Here is a 15246-nt window from a genome sequence, read left to right as displayed (position 1 = left end):
TGCCGGGCGAGCCAGGCCTGACGTCAGTGGCTCGCCGGAACGTCGGCCGCCCGTCTGCCCCGCGTGAACAGCGCCAGCGCCGCCAACGGGAGCAGCAGGCAGGCGGCGGTGAAGTTCAGCCAGCCGTAGCTCGCCTGGGCGACGACGAGCCCGGCTACCGCGCCACCGACTCCCGCGGAGGCGTTCATGACGAGGTCCGACAGCCCCTGAGCGGCGGCCCGCGCGGGCTGCGGCACGGAGTCCGTGAGCAGCGCGGAACCGGAGACGAGCCCCGCCGACCAGCCGAGGCCCAGCACGAAGAGCCCGACGGCCGTCTGCCCGTGACTGTCACCCGCCGTACCAGCGAGGAACACCGCGCACGCCAGCAGCCCCACGGCCAGCCCGATCCCGGACAGCCGACCCAGCCGGTCCGACAACCGCCCCATGAGCGGCGCGAACGCGTACATGCCGGCGATGTGCCCGCTGATGACCAGCCCGATCAGATCGATGCCCGCGCCGTGGTGCGCCAGGTCGACCGGGGTCATCGCCATCACCGACACCATCGCCGTGTGCGCGACGGCAACGGTCACCACCGCGAGCCGCGCCCGCGGGGAGGCGGCCACGGCTGCCATTCCGGCGCGCAGTGAACGGGCCGCGGGCGACTGCTCCTCCGCCGGTGCGAGTGCACGCGCCGTCAGCAGCGGGTCCGGCCGCAGCAGTACGGCCACCACGACCGCGGATATCAGGAAGATCCCGGCCGCCCACAGGAACGGACCCGCCGCCGCGGGTATCCCGAGGCCGGTGACGCTCCGACCGGCGGGCGAGGCGATGTTCGGGCCGATGACCGCGCCGATGGTGGTCGCCCATACGACGAGGGAGATGGCACGGGCCCGCCGCTCCGGCTCGGCCAGATCGGCGGCCGCGAACCGGGCCTGGAGGTTCGCCGACGAGGCCGCGCCGAACGCGGCCATCCCGCAGAGCAGCAGCGGAAAGCTCCCGATGTCGGCCGCGACCACCGTGACACCGGCACCCAAGGCTCCGATGAGATAGGCCAGGACGAGCCCGGGACGTCGCCCCCGCGCGGTCATCAGCGCGGCCAGCGGCATCGACAGCACCGCCGTACCGGCCACGGTCGCGGTGGGCGCGAGCCCGGACAGCGACTCGGTGCCGCTGACCTGCGTCGCCAGGACGGCCGCGAGCGCGATGCCGGTGGCGACGCCCAGCCCGCCCAGGATCTGCGTCGCGATCAGCACGGCCGAGATACGGCGCCGCAGGGCCGGCAACCGGTCGGGCGTGACGGACGCGACGGCCCCTCGCTCGACGGCGGTCACGTGGCGCACCCGGCTGTACGGCGCGTCCGGGAGGCCGACATGGGGCGGCACACCGGACCCGCCGGCCCGGGACAGCACACCGGACCGGCCGCGTACATGTGGGTGAAAAGTGTCGTCACAGGCGCAGTCTCCCCCCTCTTCTCCTGCCTGTCTTCTCTCGCCCGTCCAACTCTGCGAAAGACCGGAAGCTCTCAGAACAGCGGCTCCGGCAGCACCCCCTCCAGCGCGAGCAGCTTCCGCTTGGTCTCCAGGCCGCCCCCGAACCCGCCGATGCCGCCGTCGCTCTCCACGACCCGGTGGCAGGGCACGACGACCGGCAGCGGATTGGCGCCCATCGCCATCCCCACCGCCTGGGCCGCGCCCGGCTGCCCCACGCGCCCGGCCAGATCGCCGTACCCGACGACCGTGCCGAACGGGACACCGGACGCCAGCTCGTGCAGCACCTGCCGGTTGAAGCCGGAGATGAGCGACCAGTCCAGCGGCAGCTCGAAGTCGCGCCGGGCACCCGCGAAGTACTCCTCCACCTGACGTATCGCCTCGGCCAGCAGCGGAGAGCCGGGCGCCTCGACCGGCTCGGCGCCAAGCCGGGACGCCAGTCGGTCGAGCGTCTTGTCGCGCACCCCCTCCGTGGCGTGGAACACGACGCTGACCAGGCCGTCGCGGGTCGCGGCCAGCATCAGCGGACCGATGTCGGTACCGACGACGGCCCACACGACCTGCTGCTCGTACTGCCCATGGCTGTCCATGCGCCCACCGTACGACCCACCACTGACAACGCCCCGGGAGCGGGCCCCGGCTGCCGGGCGGGGGTGCCGGGGCTGTCGGGCGTCAGCCCTTGGGGAACGCGTCCCGCACCACGTCGGGACTGTTGGTGATGATGCCGTCGACTCCGTACCTGCCGACCAGCCGAGCGGTGTCCGCGTCGTTCACGGTCCACGTGAAGATCTCCAACGGCCCGCCGTGCGGTCCCTCGAACTCATGGACGGAGGCGACATAGTCCGTGGAGATGGAGGTGTACGAGGGGTTGATCTGGTCGGCGAAGGCCGCGTACCAGGACAGGTCCGCCACGGGCGGCGTCCCCAGGAAGCCGGTCTTCACGGCCGGCTTCAGCTGGTGGACGGTTCGCATGCTGTCGGCGCTGAAGCTCTGCACGACCAGCCGGCTCGCGAGGTGGCCCGTGTCGAGCCAGCCCTCGTTGCCCAGGACCTTGAGGGTCTGCTGCTCGATGCCCGGGTACAGCTCGGGGTTCTTGATCTCCAGGAGCAGATTCTGACGGTGCAGCTCCACGCGGTCCATGAACTGCTCCAGCGTCGGTACGCGCTCGCCCGCGTACGCGGGGTCGAACCAACTGCCCGCGTCCAGGTGGGCGATCTCGGCGGCGGTGAAGTCCTTCACCTTCCATGGCGCCCGGTCGGGGAAGACCTCCTCCACATCGGTGGTGCGCTTGAGATTGTCGTCGTGGAGGACGACCAGCTCGCCGTCCTTGGTGCGCTGGACGTCGTTCTCGACCCAGCTGATGCCCAACTCGGCGGCCTCGTCGACGGCGGCCAGCGTGTTCTCGGGGGCGTAGGCGGAGGCCCCCCGGTGGGCGATGATCGTGGGCCGCTCGGCGCCGACCCCGGCCCCGGCGGCGGGGGCGGGGAGCAGAAGAGCGGCCGCTCCCAGGAGCGCGGTCGTCGTGGCGGCTACAGCACGCGCGTGCATGCGTACTCCTCGCGTCGAGCGATCACGGACAGCTCAACTGTGACAGCAGAGGGTCAACGGCGGCTGTGTACAGAATGGCCACAGATTGAATGGAGTTGCCCGTGCCCGCTCACTCGTGCCGCACAACTGGGGCAAGGCCGTGTTTCTTTGCCGGAGAATCGTTCGACCATTCCGGTGGGGGTTACTCTCTGCCTCAACCCTGACCGCTCGGTCGGTCGTGGGAGGGGGCGCATTTCACAGAGTTCCGGGACGTAAAAGGGCGGGAAGGGCAGCTGCGTATGCAGGGCACGATCGACGGATTCAGCTACGGACTCGTCACACCGCTGGTGGCCTACCTGATGGCCTGCCTCGGTGGTGCCCTCGGTCTGCGCTGCACCACAAGATCGATGCTCGTCTCGCAGTCCTGGCGCCCGGGCTGGCTCGCCCTGGGCTCGGCGGCCATCGGCTCCGGCATATGGACCATGCACTTCGTCGCGATGATGGGGTTCACGGTCAAAGAGACGCCGATCCACTACGACAAGCTGATGACGTTCGCGAGCCTGGCCGTCGCCATCGTCATGGTGGGCGTCGGGATCTTCATCGTCGGCTACAAGGGCGCCAGTGGAACGGCCCTGTTCACCGGCGGCACCATCACCGGCCTGGGCATAGCCTCGATGCACTACCTGGGCATGGCCGGCATGCGGCTCAACGGCAAGCTGGAGTACAACACGTTCACCGTCGCCGTCTCCGTCGCCATAGCCATGGTGGCGGCCACGGCCGCCCTGTGGGCCGCCGGACAGGTCAGAGGGCTGATGTGGAGCGTGGGCGCGAGCCTCGTCATGGGCCTCGCCGTCAGCGGCATGCACTACACCGGCATGGCCGCCCTCAGCGTCCATCTCCACGGCACGGAGGCCCCCGCCACGGGCGACTCACCCGCCGCCTTGCTCGCGCCCATGCTGATCGGCCCGCTCGCCTTCCTGCTCCTCGCGGGCGCCGTCATGCTGTTCGACCCGAAGATGGTCATGGGGAAGCCCGCCGGCGCCCCTGTCGAGCACAAGCCCGGCGTCCCGGCCCACGCCACCGTCCCGCACCCGACCCGCCGCCCGCCGCTGCGCCGCACCCTCGGGCAGCGAGGCCCCCGCACCCCCCAAAACCACTGATCGGACCGCGTTGTCAGTGGCGGGTCGTACGGTTGATTCCATGCGGCCCGTTTCCAGCATCGAACGCACGGTGGCGCCCTTCGAGGTCGTCAGCCCCTACCAGCCCAGCGGCGACCAGCCGCAGGCCATCACCGAGCTCGCCCGGCGCATCGAGGCCGGCGAGAAGGACGTCGTCCTGCTCGGCGCGACCGGCACAGGCAAGTCCGCCACCACCGCGTGGATGATCGAGAAGCTCCAGCGCCCCACCCTGGTGATGGCGCCGAACAAGACGCTCGCCGCCCAGCTGGCGAACGAATTCCGCGAGCTGCTGCCGAACAACGCCGTCGAGTACTTCGTCTCGTACTACGACTACTACCAGCCCGAGGCGTACGTCCCGCAGTCGGACACCTATATCGAGAAGGACTCCTCGATCAACGAGGAGGTCGAGCGCCTGCGCCACTCCGCGACCAACTCGCTGCTCACCCGCCGCGACGTCGTCGTGGTCGCCTCGGTCTCCTGCATCTATGGCCTCGGTACTCCACAGGAGTACGTGGACCGCATGGTCCCCCTCAAGGTCGGCGAGGAGATCGACCGGGACCAATTGCTGCGCCGATTCGTGGACATCCAGTACACGCGCAACGACCTGGCCTTCACCCGCGGCACCTTCCGGGTGCGCGGCGACACCATCGAGATCTTCCCGGTCTACGAGGAGCTCGCCGTCCGCATCGAGATGTTCGGCGACGAGATCGAGGCCCTGTCCACGCTGCACCCGCTCACCGGCGAGATCATCAGCGACGACGAGCAGCTGTACGTGTTCCCGGCCTCCCACTACGTCGCGGGCCCCGAGCGCATGGAGCGGGCCGTCAACGACATCGAGAAGGAGCTGGGCGAGCGCCTCTCCGAGCTGGAGAAGCAGGGCAAGCTTCTGGAGGCCCAGCGCCTGCGGATGCGCACGACGTACGACCTTGAGATGCTCCGTCAGATCGGCAGCTGTTCTGGTGTCGAGAACTACTCGATGCACTTCGACGGTCGCTCGCCCGGCTCCGCGCCGAACACCCTGCTGGACTACTTCCCGGAGGACTTCCTGCTCGTCATCGACGAGTCGCACGTGACAGTGCCGCAGATCGGGGCCATGTACGAGGGTGACGCATCCCGCAAGCGCACCCTCGTCGACCACGGCTTCCGCCTGCCCTCGGCCCTCGACAACCGACCCCTGAAGTGGGAGGAGTTCCAGGGACGCATCGGGCAGACCGTCTACCTGTCGGCGACCCCCGGCAAGTACGAGCTCTCCCGCGGGGACGGCCAGGTCGAGCAGATCATCCGCCCCACCGGCCTCGTCGACCCCGAGGTCGTGGTCAAGCCCACCGAGGGGCAGATCGACGACCTGGTCCACGAGATCCGGGGACGGGTCGAGAAGGACGAGCGCGTCCTGGTCACCACCCTCACCAAGAAAATGGCCGAGGACCTCACGGCCTACTTCCTGGAGCTCGGCATCCAGGTGCGCTATCTGCACAGCGACGTCGACACGCTGCGCCGCGTCGAGTTGCTGCGCGAGCTGCGCGCGGGCGAGTTCGACGTCCTGGTCGGCATCAACCTCCTGCGCGAGGGCCTCGACCTTCCCGAGGTGTCCCTGGTGGCGATCCTCGACGCCGACAAGGAGGGCTTCCTGCGCTCCGGCACCTCCCTCATCCAGACCATCGGCCGCGCGGCGCGCAATGTCTCCGGCCAGGTCCACATGTACGCCGACAAGATCACCCCGGCGATGGAGAAGGCCATCGACGAGACCAACCGCCGCCGGGAGAAGCAGGTCGCGTACAACAAGGCGAACGGTGTCGACCCCCAGCCCCTGCGCAAGAAGATCAACGACATCGTCGCGCAGATCGCCCGCGAGGACGTCGACACCGAGCAGCTGCTCGGCTCCGGCTACCGCGCCAAGAAGGACGGCCGCGGCACCAAGGCCCCCGTGCCCTCCCTCGGTGGCAAGGCGGCCAAGGGCGCGAAGGCGGCCAAGTCCACCAAGGGCAAGGCCAAGGAGACGGTGCCGACCGACCGGCCGGCGGCCGATCTCGCCGAGCAGATCGAGGAGTTGACGGAGCGTATGCGCGCCGCCGCCGCGGATCTGCAGTTCGAGATCGCGGCCCGGCTGCGTGACGAGGTGTCCGAGATGAAGAAGGAACTGCGCCAGATGAAGGAGGCGGGCCTGGCCTGACGGGACCACGGGCGCCGGTCCACGCTCCGGAACCGGCGTCCCGGAACGGCCTCGCAGGGCATACCGCGCACGCGCTGTGTTGCAAGACCGACACAAAGTGCGGACCGGGGTACGGCACTGTCAGTGCCCCTGCGTAGGGTTCTGGTCATCCGCGGAGTCCGCGGCCAACAGGGGACAGCTCGAGAGGGGAATCAGCACGTGACCGTCAACATGACCAAGGGTCAGGCCATCAGTCTGCAGAAGAACGACGGTGGCAGCCTGACCGCGGTGCGCATGGGTCTCGGCTGGCAGTCGGCTCCCCGGCGCGGCCTGTTCGGCTCGCGCACGCGGGAGGTCGACCTCGACGCCTCCGCGGTCCTGTTCGCGGACAAGCAGCCGGTCGACGTCGTCTTCTTCCGTCACCTGGTGAGCGACGACGGCTCGGTCCGTCACACCGGTGACAACCTCGTCGGCGGTGTCGGCCAGGGCGGCGACGACGAGGCGATCCTCGTCGACCTCGCCCGCATCCCGGTCCACATCGACCAGATCGTCTTCACCGTGAACTCCTTCACGGGCCAGACCTTCCAGGAGGGGCAGAACGCGTTCTGCCGCCTGGTCGACGAGACCAACGGCCAGGAGCTGGCCCGCTACACCCTCGCGGGCGGCGGCGCCTACACGGCCCAGATCATGGCGAAGGTGCACCGCTCGGGCCCGGGCTGGACGATGACGGCCCTCGGTACGCCGGCCAACGGCCGCACCTTCCAGGACCTGATGCCGTCGATCCTGCCGCACCTGTAGGGCCTGCGGGCCTGGGGACCTGTCAGGCGGCCCGGCGAGCGGCACACAACACAACAAGCGACACAGGGGGACGAAGGCATGACGGCCGAGCTGGTGCGGGGGCAGAACCACCCGCTCTCCCAGGCCCGTCTGGAGATCCGGGTCTCGGCCGGCACGCCGATCGTGGCCGCAGCCACACTCGGCGACGAGCAGGGCAGGATCCACGGCGTCGAATGGGTGGCGCATCCCGGCGCTCCCACCCTGCCCGGCCTCGAGGTCTCCCGGCAGGCGGCCGCCGACCATCGCCTCGCGGTGGACCTGGACGCCATGCCCGAAGCCGTCCACCGTGTCAGTGTGCTGCTCGCCCTGCCCGCCGGGGTCGCCGGTCCGACCCGGTTCGGCGCCGTCGCCACCCCCTTCGTCGCGGTCACCGGCCTCGACGGCACCGAGGTCGCCTCCTACAGCATCACCGGCCTGGAGGCCGAGTCGGCCGTCGTCGCCCTGGAGCTCTACCGCCGCCAGGCTGCCTGGAAGGTGCGCGCCATCGGCCAGGGCTACGCCGGCGGCCTCGCCGCCCTCTTCACCGACCAGGGCCTGCCCCAGGCCCAGCAACTCGCCGGCGGCATCAACGACGCGGTGGCCCAGGGCGTGGCCCGCTCGGTGCCGGCACCCCCGCCCCGGCCGGAGGGCGACCGCTCCCGGCAGACGGCCGCACCGGCACTCGGCCCGGACCAGGGCGGCCCCGCACCGCAGGGCGCCTCCGACCCCGTACCGCCGCAGCCGACGTCGCCCTACGGCACCCAGACGCCTGGGGTGCCCGGGCCGTCCACACCGGAGCCGAACTCCTCCCCGTACGGCACCCAGCCGCCAGGCGTACCGGGCCAGCCCGCGCAGCAGCCGTCGTACCAGAGCGGAACCGGCGCCACCGACCCCGCCCAGCCGCCCGCGCCCACGTCCGGCGGCCCGATCGACTACAGCCACCCGCGTCGCCAGAACACGGCTCCGCCGCCGCCCCCGCCGACCGCGCCCCCGGCCCAGCCCGGGCAGCCCGCACAGCCGGTCGCGGGTGACGCCACCGGCTGGTCCATGGACGAGCGGCTCTACAACCAGGTGTGGGGCATGTTCGAGGACCTGGCCCGCACGACCGCCGCCTACCGCAGCGCGGTCGACTTCGCCGACTCGCGCATGGAGAAGGAGCTCGACCAGGTCCTGTCGGACCCGCGCAGCCGGATCGGCGGACAGGGAGACGCCGCACGCGAGGCGGCCCAGGCCAAGCACGCCCAGCTCGTCAACCAGGCCAGGGCGACGCTCGACCGGGACCTGACCCAGCTCACCGCCGAGTCCGAGGTCGTCGAACCCGCGCTGCCGGCCGCGTACGCGCGCTGGGACAACCCCGTCTGGCACGGCTACCGCGTGCCGATGGAGATCCCCATGGCGCTGCGCCTGGGCGACCTCCACCTGCCCGAGAGCGCCCAGCTGCGCATCCCGATGCTGGTCAGGCTGCCGCTGGAGCGCGGCCTGTGGATCGACAGCGGACGCGGCGGATCGCTGGACGGATCGTTCACCGACTCCCACGACCTGCGTCGCCTGGCGATGGAGACGGCGGTGGCGCACGCGGCTCGGCTGCTCGCCGTCTACCCGGCGGGCGAGTTCACCGTGCACGTCATAGACCCGGCCGGTTCGGGCGCGCAGGCACTCGTTCCGCTGGTGCAGACCGGCGTGCTCGCGGCCCCGCCCGCCGTGGGCGCGGCAGGCGTCGCCGACGTCCTCGCGCGGCTCACTCAGCGCGTCGACCTGGTGCAGATGGCGGTGCGCGGCGGTGCGCCCGACTCCCTGCCGCCCAGTTTCGACACCTCCGAGCAGCTGCTGATCGTCAATGACTTCCCGCACGGCTTCGACGACCGGGCGGTGAACCAGCTGCGCTACCTGGCGGACGAGGGGCCGGCCGTAGGCGTCCACCTGATGATGGTCGCGGACCGCGAGGAGGCCGCCGCCTACGGCCCGTTGCTCGACCCGCTGTGGCGTTCGCTGCTGCGACTGACCCCGGTGTCGGACGATCACCTGGCCGACCCGTGGGTGGGGCACGCCTGGACGTACGAGCCCCCGCTTGTGCCGTCGGGCAGCCAGGTGCTCCAGCAGGTCCTCACGCAGGTCGCCGCAGCCGCAGCCCACGCCAAGTACAGGTAAAGCGCCACTGACCTGCGCATTTGGCACTTCTTTTGCCAAGCGCTTTACCTTTCCTTGGTGATTGGGTACTGTTCATTGCACGGAGGGGAGTACTCCCTGTCTGCTGCGACGTACCCGTCAATACGGATCCGGCCAGATCCCGGGGCGTCGGCCCATCGTTGGGTGGAAGAGACCTCCGGCGCGCGACGACGCGGACATTTGCCGTTACGTACTGCCGGAGGCGCAGTGGATGTTTCCCCGACCCTATGGGTCCTGACCATCGTGGGCCTTGCCGCCCTGATCGCGGTCGACTTCTTCATCGGCCGCAAGCCACACGACGTATCAATCAAGGAAGCCGGTATCTGGACGGTCGTCTGGATCGTCCTGGCGGGCCTCTTCGGGCTCGGTCTGCTCGTCTTCGGCGGCGGACAGCCTGCCGGTGAGTTCTTCGCGGGCTTCATCACCGAGAAGTCGCTGAGCGTCGACAACCTCTTCGTCTTCGTCCTGATCATGGCGAAGTTCGCGGTGCCGTCGCAGTACCAGCAGCGCGTGCTCCTCATCGGCGTCCTCATAGCCCTGGTCCTGCGCGCGATCTTCATCGCCGCGGGCGCCGCGATCCTCGCGAGCTTCTCGTGGGTGTTCTACCTCTTCGGTGCCTTCCTGATCTGGACCGCCTGGAAGCTCGTCCAGGAGGCCCGCGCCGACCAGGAGGACGAGGAGTTCGAGGAGAACAAGCTGCTGAAGGCAGCCGAGCGCAGGTTCGGTGTCGCCGACCGCTACCACGGCACCAAGCTGTGGATCCAGGAGAACGGCAAGCGGGTCATGACCCCGATGCTGGTCGTGATGCTGGCCATCGGTACCACCGACGTGCTGTTCGCCCTCGACTCCATCCCGGCGATCTTCGGCCTGACGCAGGACCCGTACATCGTGTTCACCGCCAACGCCTTCGCCCTGATGGGTCTGAGGCAGCTGTACTTCCTCATCGGCGGCCTGCTGAAGAAGCTGGTTCACCTCAGCTACGGCCTGTCGATCATCCTGGGCTTCATCGGCGTCAAGCTGGTGCTGCACGCGCTGCACGAGTCCGGGGTCCATGTCCCCGAGATCAGCATTCCGGTCTCGCTCGGCGTGATCTGCTCGGTGCTGGTCATCACCACGATCACCAGCCTGAGGGCCTCCAAGAAGCAGGCGGCAGCCGAGGCGGCGCAGGAGCGGAGCGAAGGCGCTCCGAAGGACAGCATCGACGTCTGACCACGTCGGACGTAGGAAGAACCAACACCGGGAGTGGTGCCCAGCGAATTGCCGAGCACCGCTCCCGGTGCTTCGTTGGGTGCTGGGTGTTCCCGGCCGGGGACACCACGGCCGGGCGGAGGCACCAGTGGACGCACCCATGAAGTTCGTGCAGATCATCGGCTTCGAGACCGAGCGCATCGACGAGATGCGGGAGCTGGCTCATGAGACGGAACAACGCCTGGCGGGTCGCAGCGGCGGCCCCACGCGCCGTCTCGTCCTCAAGGACAGGGGCCAGGCCAACCGCTACCTCGTGGTGATCGAGTTCGACTCCTACGAAGACGCCATGCGCAACAGCGACGACCCCGACACGACCAAGTTCGCGGAGCAGATGGCCGCACTGTGCATCAGTCCGCCGTCCTTCACGGACTGTGACGTACAGGAGATGACCGATTTCGCGTAGCGACATACGACCCACAGGGGCCCCGCATCCCGAGGGCGCGGGGCCGCCTGACAACCGACCGGACCGGAATGCGAACCCCCAACGCCTCTGCGACGATCGCTCCATGATCGCTCGGCTCAGGCCGCTCACGACCCAGTGGACGTACGTCGTGCCGGTGCTCGCGGTCGTCCTGCTGGCCTTCACCTGGGGACGAGACCTGCCTGGCGCCGTCGTCGCGCTGGTGACACTGGTCCTCGCGGGTGCCGTCCTGGCCGCCGTACACCACGCCGAAGTGGTCGCCCACCGGGTCGGCGAGCCCTTCGGCTCCCTTGTCCTCGCCGTGGCCGTCACGATCATCGAGGTCGCCCTGATCGTGACCCTGATGGCCGACGGCGGCGACAAGAGCTCCACCCTCGCCCGCGACACGGTCTTCGCGGCTGTGATGATCACCTGCAACGGCATCGTCGGCATCTGCCTGCTGGTCGCCTCGCTGCGGCACCGTACGGCGGTCTTCAACCCCGAGGGCACGGGTGCCGCCCTCGCGACCGTCGCCACCCTGGCCACGCTCAGCCTGGTACTGCCGACGTTCACCACGAGCAAGCCCGGGCCGGAGTTCTCCAGCGTGCAGCTGACGTTCGCGGCGCTCTCCTCGCTGATCCTGTACGGCCTGTTCGTGGCGACCCAGACCGTGCGGCACCGCGACTACTTCCTGCCCATCACCCGGCAGGGCGAGGTGATCACCGTGGACGACCACGCCCACGCGCCCTCCGCCCGCACGGCGAGGATCAGTCTCGGGCTGCTGGGCCTGGCCCTGATCGGCGTGGTCGGTCTGGCCAAGGGCGTGTCGCCCACCATCGAGTCCGCAGTGGCGGCCGCCGACCTGCCGCATGCCGCCGTCGGCGTGGTCATCGCCCTGCTGGTGCTGCTCCCCGAGACGATCGCCGCGCTGCGCTCCGCCCGCCGTGACCGCGTGCAGACCAGCCTGAATCTCGCGCTCGGCTCGGCCATGGCCAGCATCGGCCTGACCATCCCCGCGGTCGCCCTGGCCTCCATCTGGCTTTCGGGCCCGCTGGTCCTCGGCCTCGGTCCCACCCACATGGTGCTGCTCGCCCTGACGGTGGTGGTGAGCTCGCTGACCGTGGTGCCCGGGCGGGCGACGCCGCTCCAAGGAGGCGTTCATCTGGTGCTGTTCGCGGCGTATCTGGAGCTCGCGATCAATCCGTAGCCGCCGTGTCCGGAGCCCGTCACCCGGTGGCGGGCTCCGGCGCCACAGCAGGCACCGGACGTGTCTCGGGCAGCAGCGCGAAGCACCCCAGGCTGAGTAGCGCGATCCCGGTCAGATACGCCCCCACACCCCAGGGCACCCGACCGCCCTGCTCGGCGAGCGCCGTCGCCACGATCGGCGTGAGCGCGCCCCCGAGTACGCCGCCGAGGTTGTAGCCCACCGCCGCGCCCGTGCAGCGCACCCGGGGCTCGTACAACTCCGGCAGATACGCGGCAATCACGGCGAACATCGTGATGAACGCGAGCATCGCCCCGAGGAAGCCCAGGAACATCAGCAGCGGCTCGCCCGTCGCGAGGAGCGCGACCAGCGGGAACATCCACAGGGCGGCGGCAGCGCACCCGATCAGAGTCAGGGGCCGCCGCCCGTACCGGTCGCCGAGCATAGCCACCAGCGGGGTGAGCGAACCCTTCACCAGCACCGCACACATGATGCAGGTCAGCATGACGCCCCGGCCCACACCGAGCCGCTCGGTGGCGTAGGCGAGGGACCAGGTCGTCACGGTGTAGAAGATCGCGTATCCGATCGACAGCGCCCCGGCCGTCAGCAGAACGAGCCGCCAGTGGTCGCGCACGACCTCGGCGAGCGGCACGCGCGCGGGGTCGTCGATTTCGAGGAACCGGGGGCTCTCGGCGAGCGACGACCGCAGCCACAGGCCCACCACGGCGAGCGCCCCCGCCGCCCAGAACGGCACACGCCAGCCCCACGCGGCGAACTGCGCGTCGGACAGCGTCGCCGACAGCCCCAGCACCACACCGTTGGCGAGCAGGAAGCCCAGCGCCGGCCCGACCTGCGGGAAGCTCGACCACAGACCGCGCCGCTCGGCCGGCGCGTGCTCCACCGTCAGCAGGACGGCCCCGCCCCACTCACCGCCGACGCCGAGCCCCTGCAGAAAGCGCAGCACGAGCAGTAGCAGGGGAGCGGCCACACCGATCGTGTCGTACGTCGGCACGCAGCCGACCGCGACCGTGGAGGTGCCGGTCAGCAGCAGCGAGGCGACGAGGACCGGCCGGCGTCCGTGCCGGTCCCCGATGTGCCCGAACAGCACCGAGCCCAGCGGCCGCGCCACAAAGCCGACACCGAACGTCGCGAAGGCGGCCAGGGTTCCCGCCACCGGCGAGAACGTCGGGAAGAACAGCGGCCCCAGGACCAGCGCCGCCGCGGTCCCGTAGACGAAGAAGTCGTAGAACTCGATGGCCGTTCCGGCGAGCGAGGCGGCCGCGAGCCGCAGCATGGAGGGCGCCCTTACGGTGCGTGAGTCGTGCATGCTGCGTCAACTACCCACAGTGACCGCGGGTTACGGGGGCGTACGGGCGCGCCGGGGCTTCGTCAGTACGTGACGGTGATGCGCCGGGCGGGGCCGTCGACGCGGACGAGGCCGCCGTAGGGGATCACGAGTTGCGGATCGGTGTGGCCGAAGTCCACGTCGAAGACGATCGTGGTGTCGGGAGCGTAGGCCCGCATGGCGCGCAGGACGGCCTCGCGCTGCTCCGCCGCGTAACGAGCGGCTTCCTCGGGGCTGTTGGGGCGCTCGAAGGACCAGGTCTTCGCGCGGCCCATCAGGAGTGCGGAGAAGCGCTGGAGCAGCCCGCGCTCGCCCATGTTGCGCATGGTGCGGAAGACCTCCTCGCTGCTCGGCATCTCCTCCGAGGTCTCCAGGAGCAGCACCCCGCCGTCGTACTCCGAGAGATCGCGTGCGATCTCGCGGTCAGCCATCAGCATCCAGCCGAGGATCTCCAGACAGCCGCCCCAACTGCGGCCTTCCACCACTGCGTCGGCGTTCACCCACGTCCATCCGTCGGAGGGTCGCATCTCCGGCTCCGCGTCGAAGGTCGCCGGGTCGGCCCAGTCACGGTTGATGTCGTTCCAGAGCCCTGCGGGCTTCAACTCGTACTCGCCCGACGTGAACAGCGCCGCCCGCAGTGACTCGGCGGTCAACTGGTCCATGGCAACCGGGCGGCCCAGCGCGGTCATGACGGTCGCGCCGTGGTAGCCGACGATGCCGGTGTTGCGCAGGAACATGAGCAGGTTCGTGTTGTCGCTCATCCCGAAGAAGGGCTTCGGGTTCGCGCGGATCAACTCCCGGTCCAGCAGCGGCAGCACGGTGATCTGGTCGTCGCCGCCGATCGACGCGATGACCGCCTTGATGTCGGGATCGGCGAACGCGGCGTGTATGTCGTCGGCGCGTTCTTGCGGCGTCGAGCCCATCTTGCGGGTCGAGGGGTACTCGACCGGCTCGAGTTCGTAGTCCTTGCGCAGCCGCTCCAGGCCCAGTTCGTAGGGGCGGGGGAAGAGCCCGGGAAGGCCCGCACCGGGCGAAATGACGGCGATGCGGTCGCCGGGGGAGGGCTTGGAAGGGTACGAGATCATGGTCATAACGGGAGGGTATGGCTCATGGCGTGGTCCGTGCACCGTGATAAACCGGGGTCTGAGCAGCGGTCGTCGTCGGACGGCCCGAACCCCCGAACGGACCGGAGGAACCGTGCCCCGCACCCTGGCCAACGCCCCGATCATGATCCTCAACGGCCCCAACCTGAACCTGCTCGGCCAGCGCCAGCCGGAGATCTACGGCTCCGAGACCCTGGCCGATGTCGAGGCCCTGTGCACCAAGGCGGCGGCCGCGCACGGCGGCACGATCGACTTCCGGCAGTCCAACCACGAGGGCGAGCTGGTCGACTGGATCCACGAGGCACGGCTGAACCACAGCGGGATCGTGATCAACCCCGGCGCCTACTCGCACACGTCGGTGGCGATTCTGGACGCACTCAACACCTGTGACGGACTGCCTGTGTTGGAGGTCCACATCTCCAACATCCACAAGCGCGAGTCGTTCCGGCACCACTCGTACGTCTCCCTGCGCGCCGACGGCGTCATCGCGGGGTGCGGGGTGCAGGGGTACGTGTTCGGGGTGGAGCGGGTCGCGGCGCTGGCGGGGGCGGGACAGGCGAACACGTGACGTGGCCGGGCGGGGCGCATGTGTAAGTCCCGGGGACGTGTGAGACCGCGGACGTGTAAGCCCCGTCGACCATGGC

The 15246-nt window shown here is 69.9% G+C and carries 13 protein-coding genes; 8 read left to right on the top strand and 5 right to left on the bottom strand.

Going from position 1 to position 15246, the window contains the following annotated elements; all coding sequences use genetic code 11:
* Positions 1-23 precede the first annotated feature (23 nt).
* The 3 genes from AB5J49_RS11815 to AB5J49_RS11805 form a co-directional block, all read right to left on the bottom strand.
* Positions 24-1310 (bottom strand): MFS transporter, encoded by a 1287-nt coding sequence (locus AB5J49_RS11815; RefSeq protein WP_369168537.1) that lies wholly within the window; start codon positions 1308-1310, stop codon positions 24-26.
* Positions 1311-1501: 191 nt separating this feature from the next.
* The gene (locus AB5J49_RS11810; RefSeq protein ID WP_369168535.1) at positions 1502-2056 is read right to left on the bottom strand and encodes a methylated-DNA--[protein]-cysteine S-methyltransferase; all 555 of its coding nucleotides are present in this window, start codon (positions 2054-2056) and stop codon (positions 1502-1504) included.
* 82 nt (positions 2057-2138) lie between these two features.
* On the bottom strand, positions 2139-3014 hold the full coding sequence (locus tag AB5J49_RS11805) for a glycerophosphodiester phosphodiesterase (RefSeq protein ID WP_369168534.1): 876 nt from the start codon (positions 3012-3014) through the stop codon (positions 2139-2141).
* Between the two features lie 278 nt (positions 3015-3292).
* Between AB5J49_RS11805 and AB5J49_RS11800 the strand changes: the two genes are divergently transcribed.
* From AB5J49_RS11800 to AB5J49_RS11770, 7 genes are all read left to right on the top strand, one after another.
* Positions 3293-4153, top strand: coding sequence for an MHYT domain-containing protein (locus tag AB5J49_RS11800; RefSeq protein ID WP_369168533.1), 861 nt, complete (start codon positions 3293-3295; stop codon positions 4151-4153).
* Positions 4154-4193: 40 nt separating this feature from the next.
* Positions 4194-6341, top strand: a complete 2148-nt coding sequence (gene uvrB / locus AB5J49_RS11795; RefSeq protein ID WP_369168531.1) for an excinuclease ABC subunit UvrB — start codon at positions 4194-4196, stop codon at positions 6339-6341.
* A 198-nt stretch (positions 6342-6539) separates the two neighbouring features.
* The gene (locus tag AB5J49_RS11790; protein WP_369168530.1) at positions 6540-7118 is read left to right on the top strand and encodes a TerD family protein; all 579 of its coding nucleotides are present in this window, start codon (positions 6540-6542) and stop codon (positions 7116-7118) included.
* A gap of 78 nt (positions 7119-7196) precedes the next feature.
* A complete protein-coding gene (locus AB5J49_RS11785) occupies positions 7197-9284 on the top strand; it encodes a TerD family protein (protein WP_369168529.1) in 2088 nt (695 codons plus the stop codon).
* A 225-nt stretch (positions 9285-9509) separates the two neighbouring features.
* A complete protein-coding gene (locus AB5J49_RS11780; RefSeq protein WP_369168528.1) occupies positions 9510-10511 on the top strand; it encodes a TerC family protein in 1002 nt (333 codons plus the stop codon).
* A 139-nt stretch (positions 10512-10650) separates the two neighbouring features.
* Positions 10651-10953 (top strand): hypothetical protein, encoded by a 303-nt coding sequence (locus AB5J49_RS11775; protein ID WP_369175106.1) that lies wholly within the window; start codon positions 10651-10653, stop codon positions 10951-10953.
* A 103-nt stretch (positions 10954-11056) separates the two neighbouring features.
* Positions 11057-12157, top strand: a complete 1101-nt coding sequence (locus tag AB5J49_RS11770; RefSeq protein ID WP_369168527.1) for a calcium:proton antiporter — start codon at positions 11057-11059, stop codon at positions 12155-12157.
* Between the two features lie 19 nt (positions 12158-12176).
* Here the strand turns inward: AB5J49_RS11770 and AB5J49_RS11765 are convergent, their stop codons facing one another.
* Both AB5J49_RS11765 and AB5J49_RS11760 read right to left on the bottom strand, forming a co-directional pair.
* Positions 12177-13481 carry an MFS transporter gene (locus AB5J49_RS11765; RefSeq protein ID WP_369168525.1) on the bottom strand — a complete coding sequence of 435 codons (1305 nt, stop codon included), beginning with the start codon at positions 13479-13481 and terminating at the stop codon, positions 12177-12179.
* Positions 13482-13543: 62 nt separating this feature from the next.
* Positions 13544-14590 (bottom strand): S66 peptidase family protein, encoded by a 1047-nt coding sequence (locus AB5J49_RS11760; protein WP_369168524.1) that lies wholly within the window; start codon positions 14588-14590, stop codon positions 13544-13546.
* A gap of 106 nt (positions 14591-14696) precedes the next feature.
* On the opposite strand from AB5J49_RS11760, the gene aroQ reads away from it, so the two are divergent.
* Positions 14697-15170 carry a type II 3-dehydroquinate dehydratase gene (gene aroQ / locus AB5J49_RS11755; RefSeq protein WP_369168523.1) on the top strand — a complete coding sequence of 158 codons (474 nt, stop codon included), beginning with the start codon at positions 14697-14699 and terminating at the stop codon, positions 15168-15170.
* Positions 15171-15246 lie beyond the last annotated feature (76 nt).

The organism is Streptomyces sp. R28, from assembly GCF_041052385.1.
GTDB lineage: Bacteria > Actinomycetota > Actinomycetes > Streptomycetales > Streptomycetaceae > Streptomyces.
This window is presented reverse-complemented; position numbering and strand designations above follow the sequence as displayed.

Coding starts and splice junctions, on each gene's coding strand:
- AB5J49_RS11760 (WP_369168524.1), bottom strand. CDS start 14,590: ATGACCATGATCTCGTACCCTTCCAAGCCCTCCCCCGGCGACCGCATC.
- AB5J49_RS11770 (WP_369168527.1), top strand. CDS start 11,057: ATGATCGCTCGGCTCAGGCCGCTCACGACCCAGTGGACGTACGTCGTG.
- AB5J49_RS11775 (WP_369175106.1), top strand. CDS start 10,651: ATGAAGTTCGTGCAGATCATCGGCTTCGAGACCGAGCGCATCGACGAG.
- AB5J49_RS11785 (WP_369168529.1), top strand. CDS start 7,197: ATGACGGCCGAGCTGGTGCGGGGGCAGAACCACCCGCTCTCCCAGGCC.
- uvrB (WP_369168531.1), top strand. CDS start 4,194: ATGCGGCCCGTTTCCAGCATCGAACGCACGGTGGCGCCCTTCGAGGTC.
- AB5J49_RS11805 (WP_369168534.1), bottom strand. CDS start 3,014: ATGCACGCGCGTGCTGTAGCCGCCACGACGACCGCGCTCCTGGGAGCG.
- AB5J49_RS11810 (WP_369168535.1), bottom strand. CDS start 2,056: ATGGACAGCCATGGGCAGTACGAGCAGCAGGTCGTGTGGGCCGTCGTC.
- AB5J49_RS11765 (WP_369168525.1), bottom strand. CDS start 13,481: ATGCACGACTCACGCACCGTAAGGGCGCCCTCCATGCTGCGGCTCGCG.
- AB5J49_RS11800 (WP_369168533.1), top strand. CDS start 3,293: ATGCAGGGCACGATCGACGGATTCAGCTACGGACTCGTCACACCGCTG.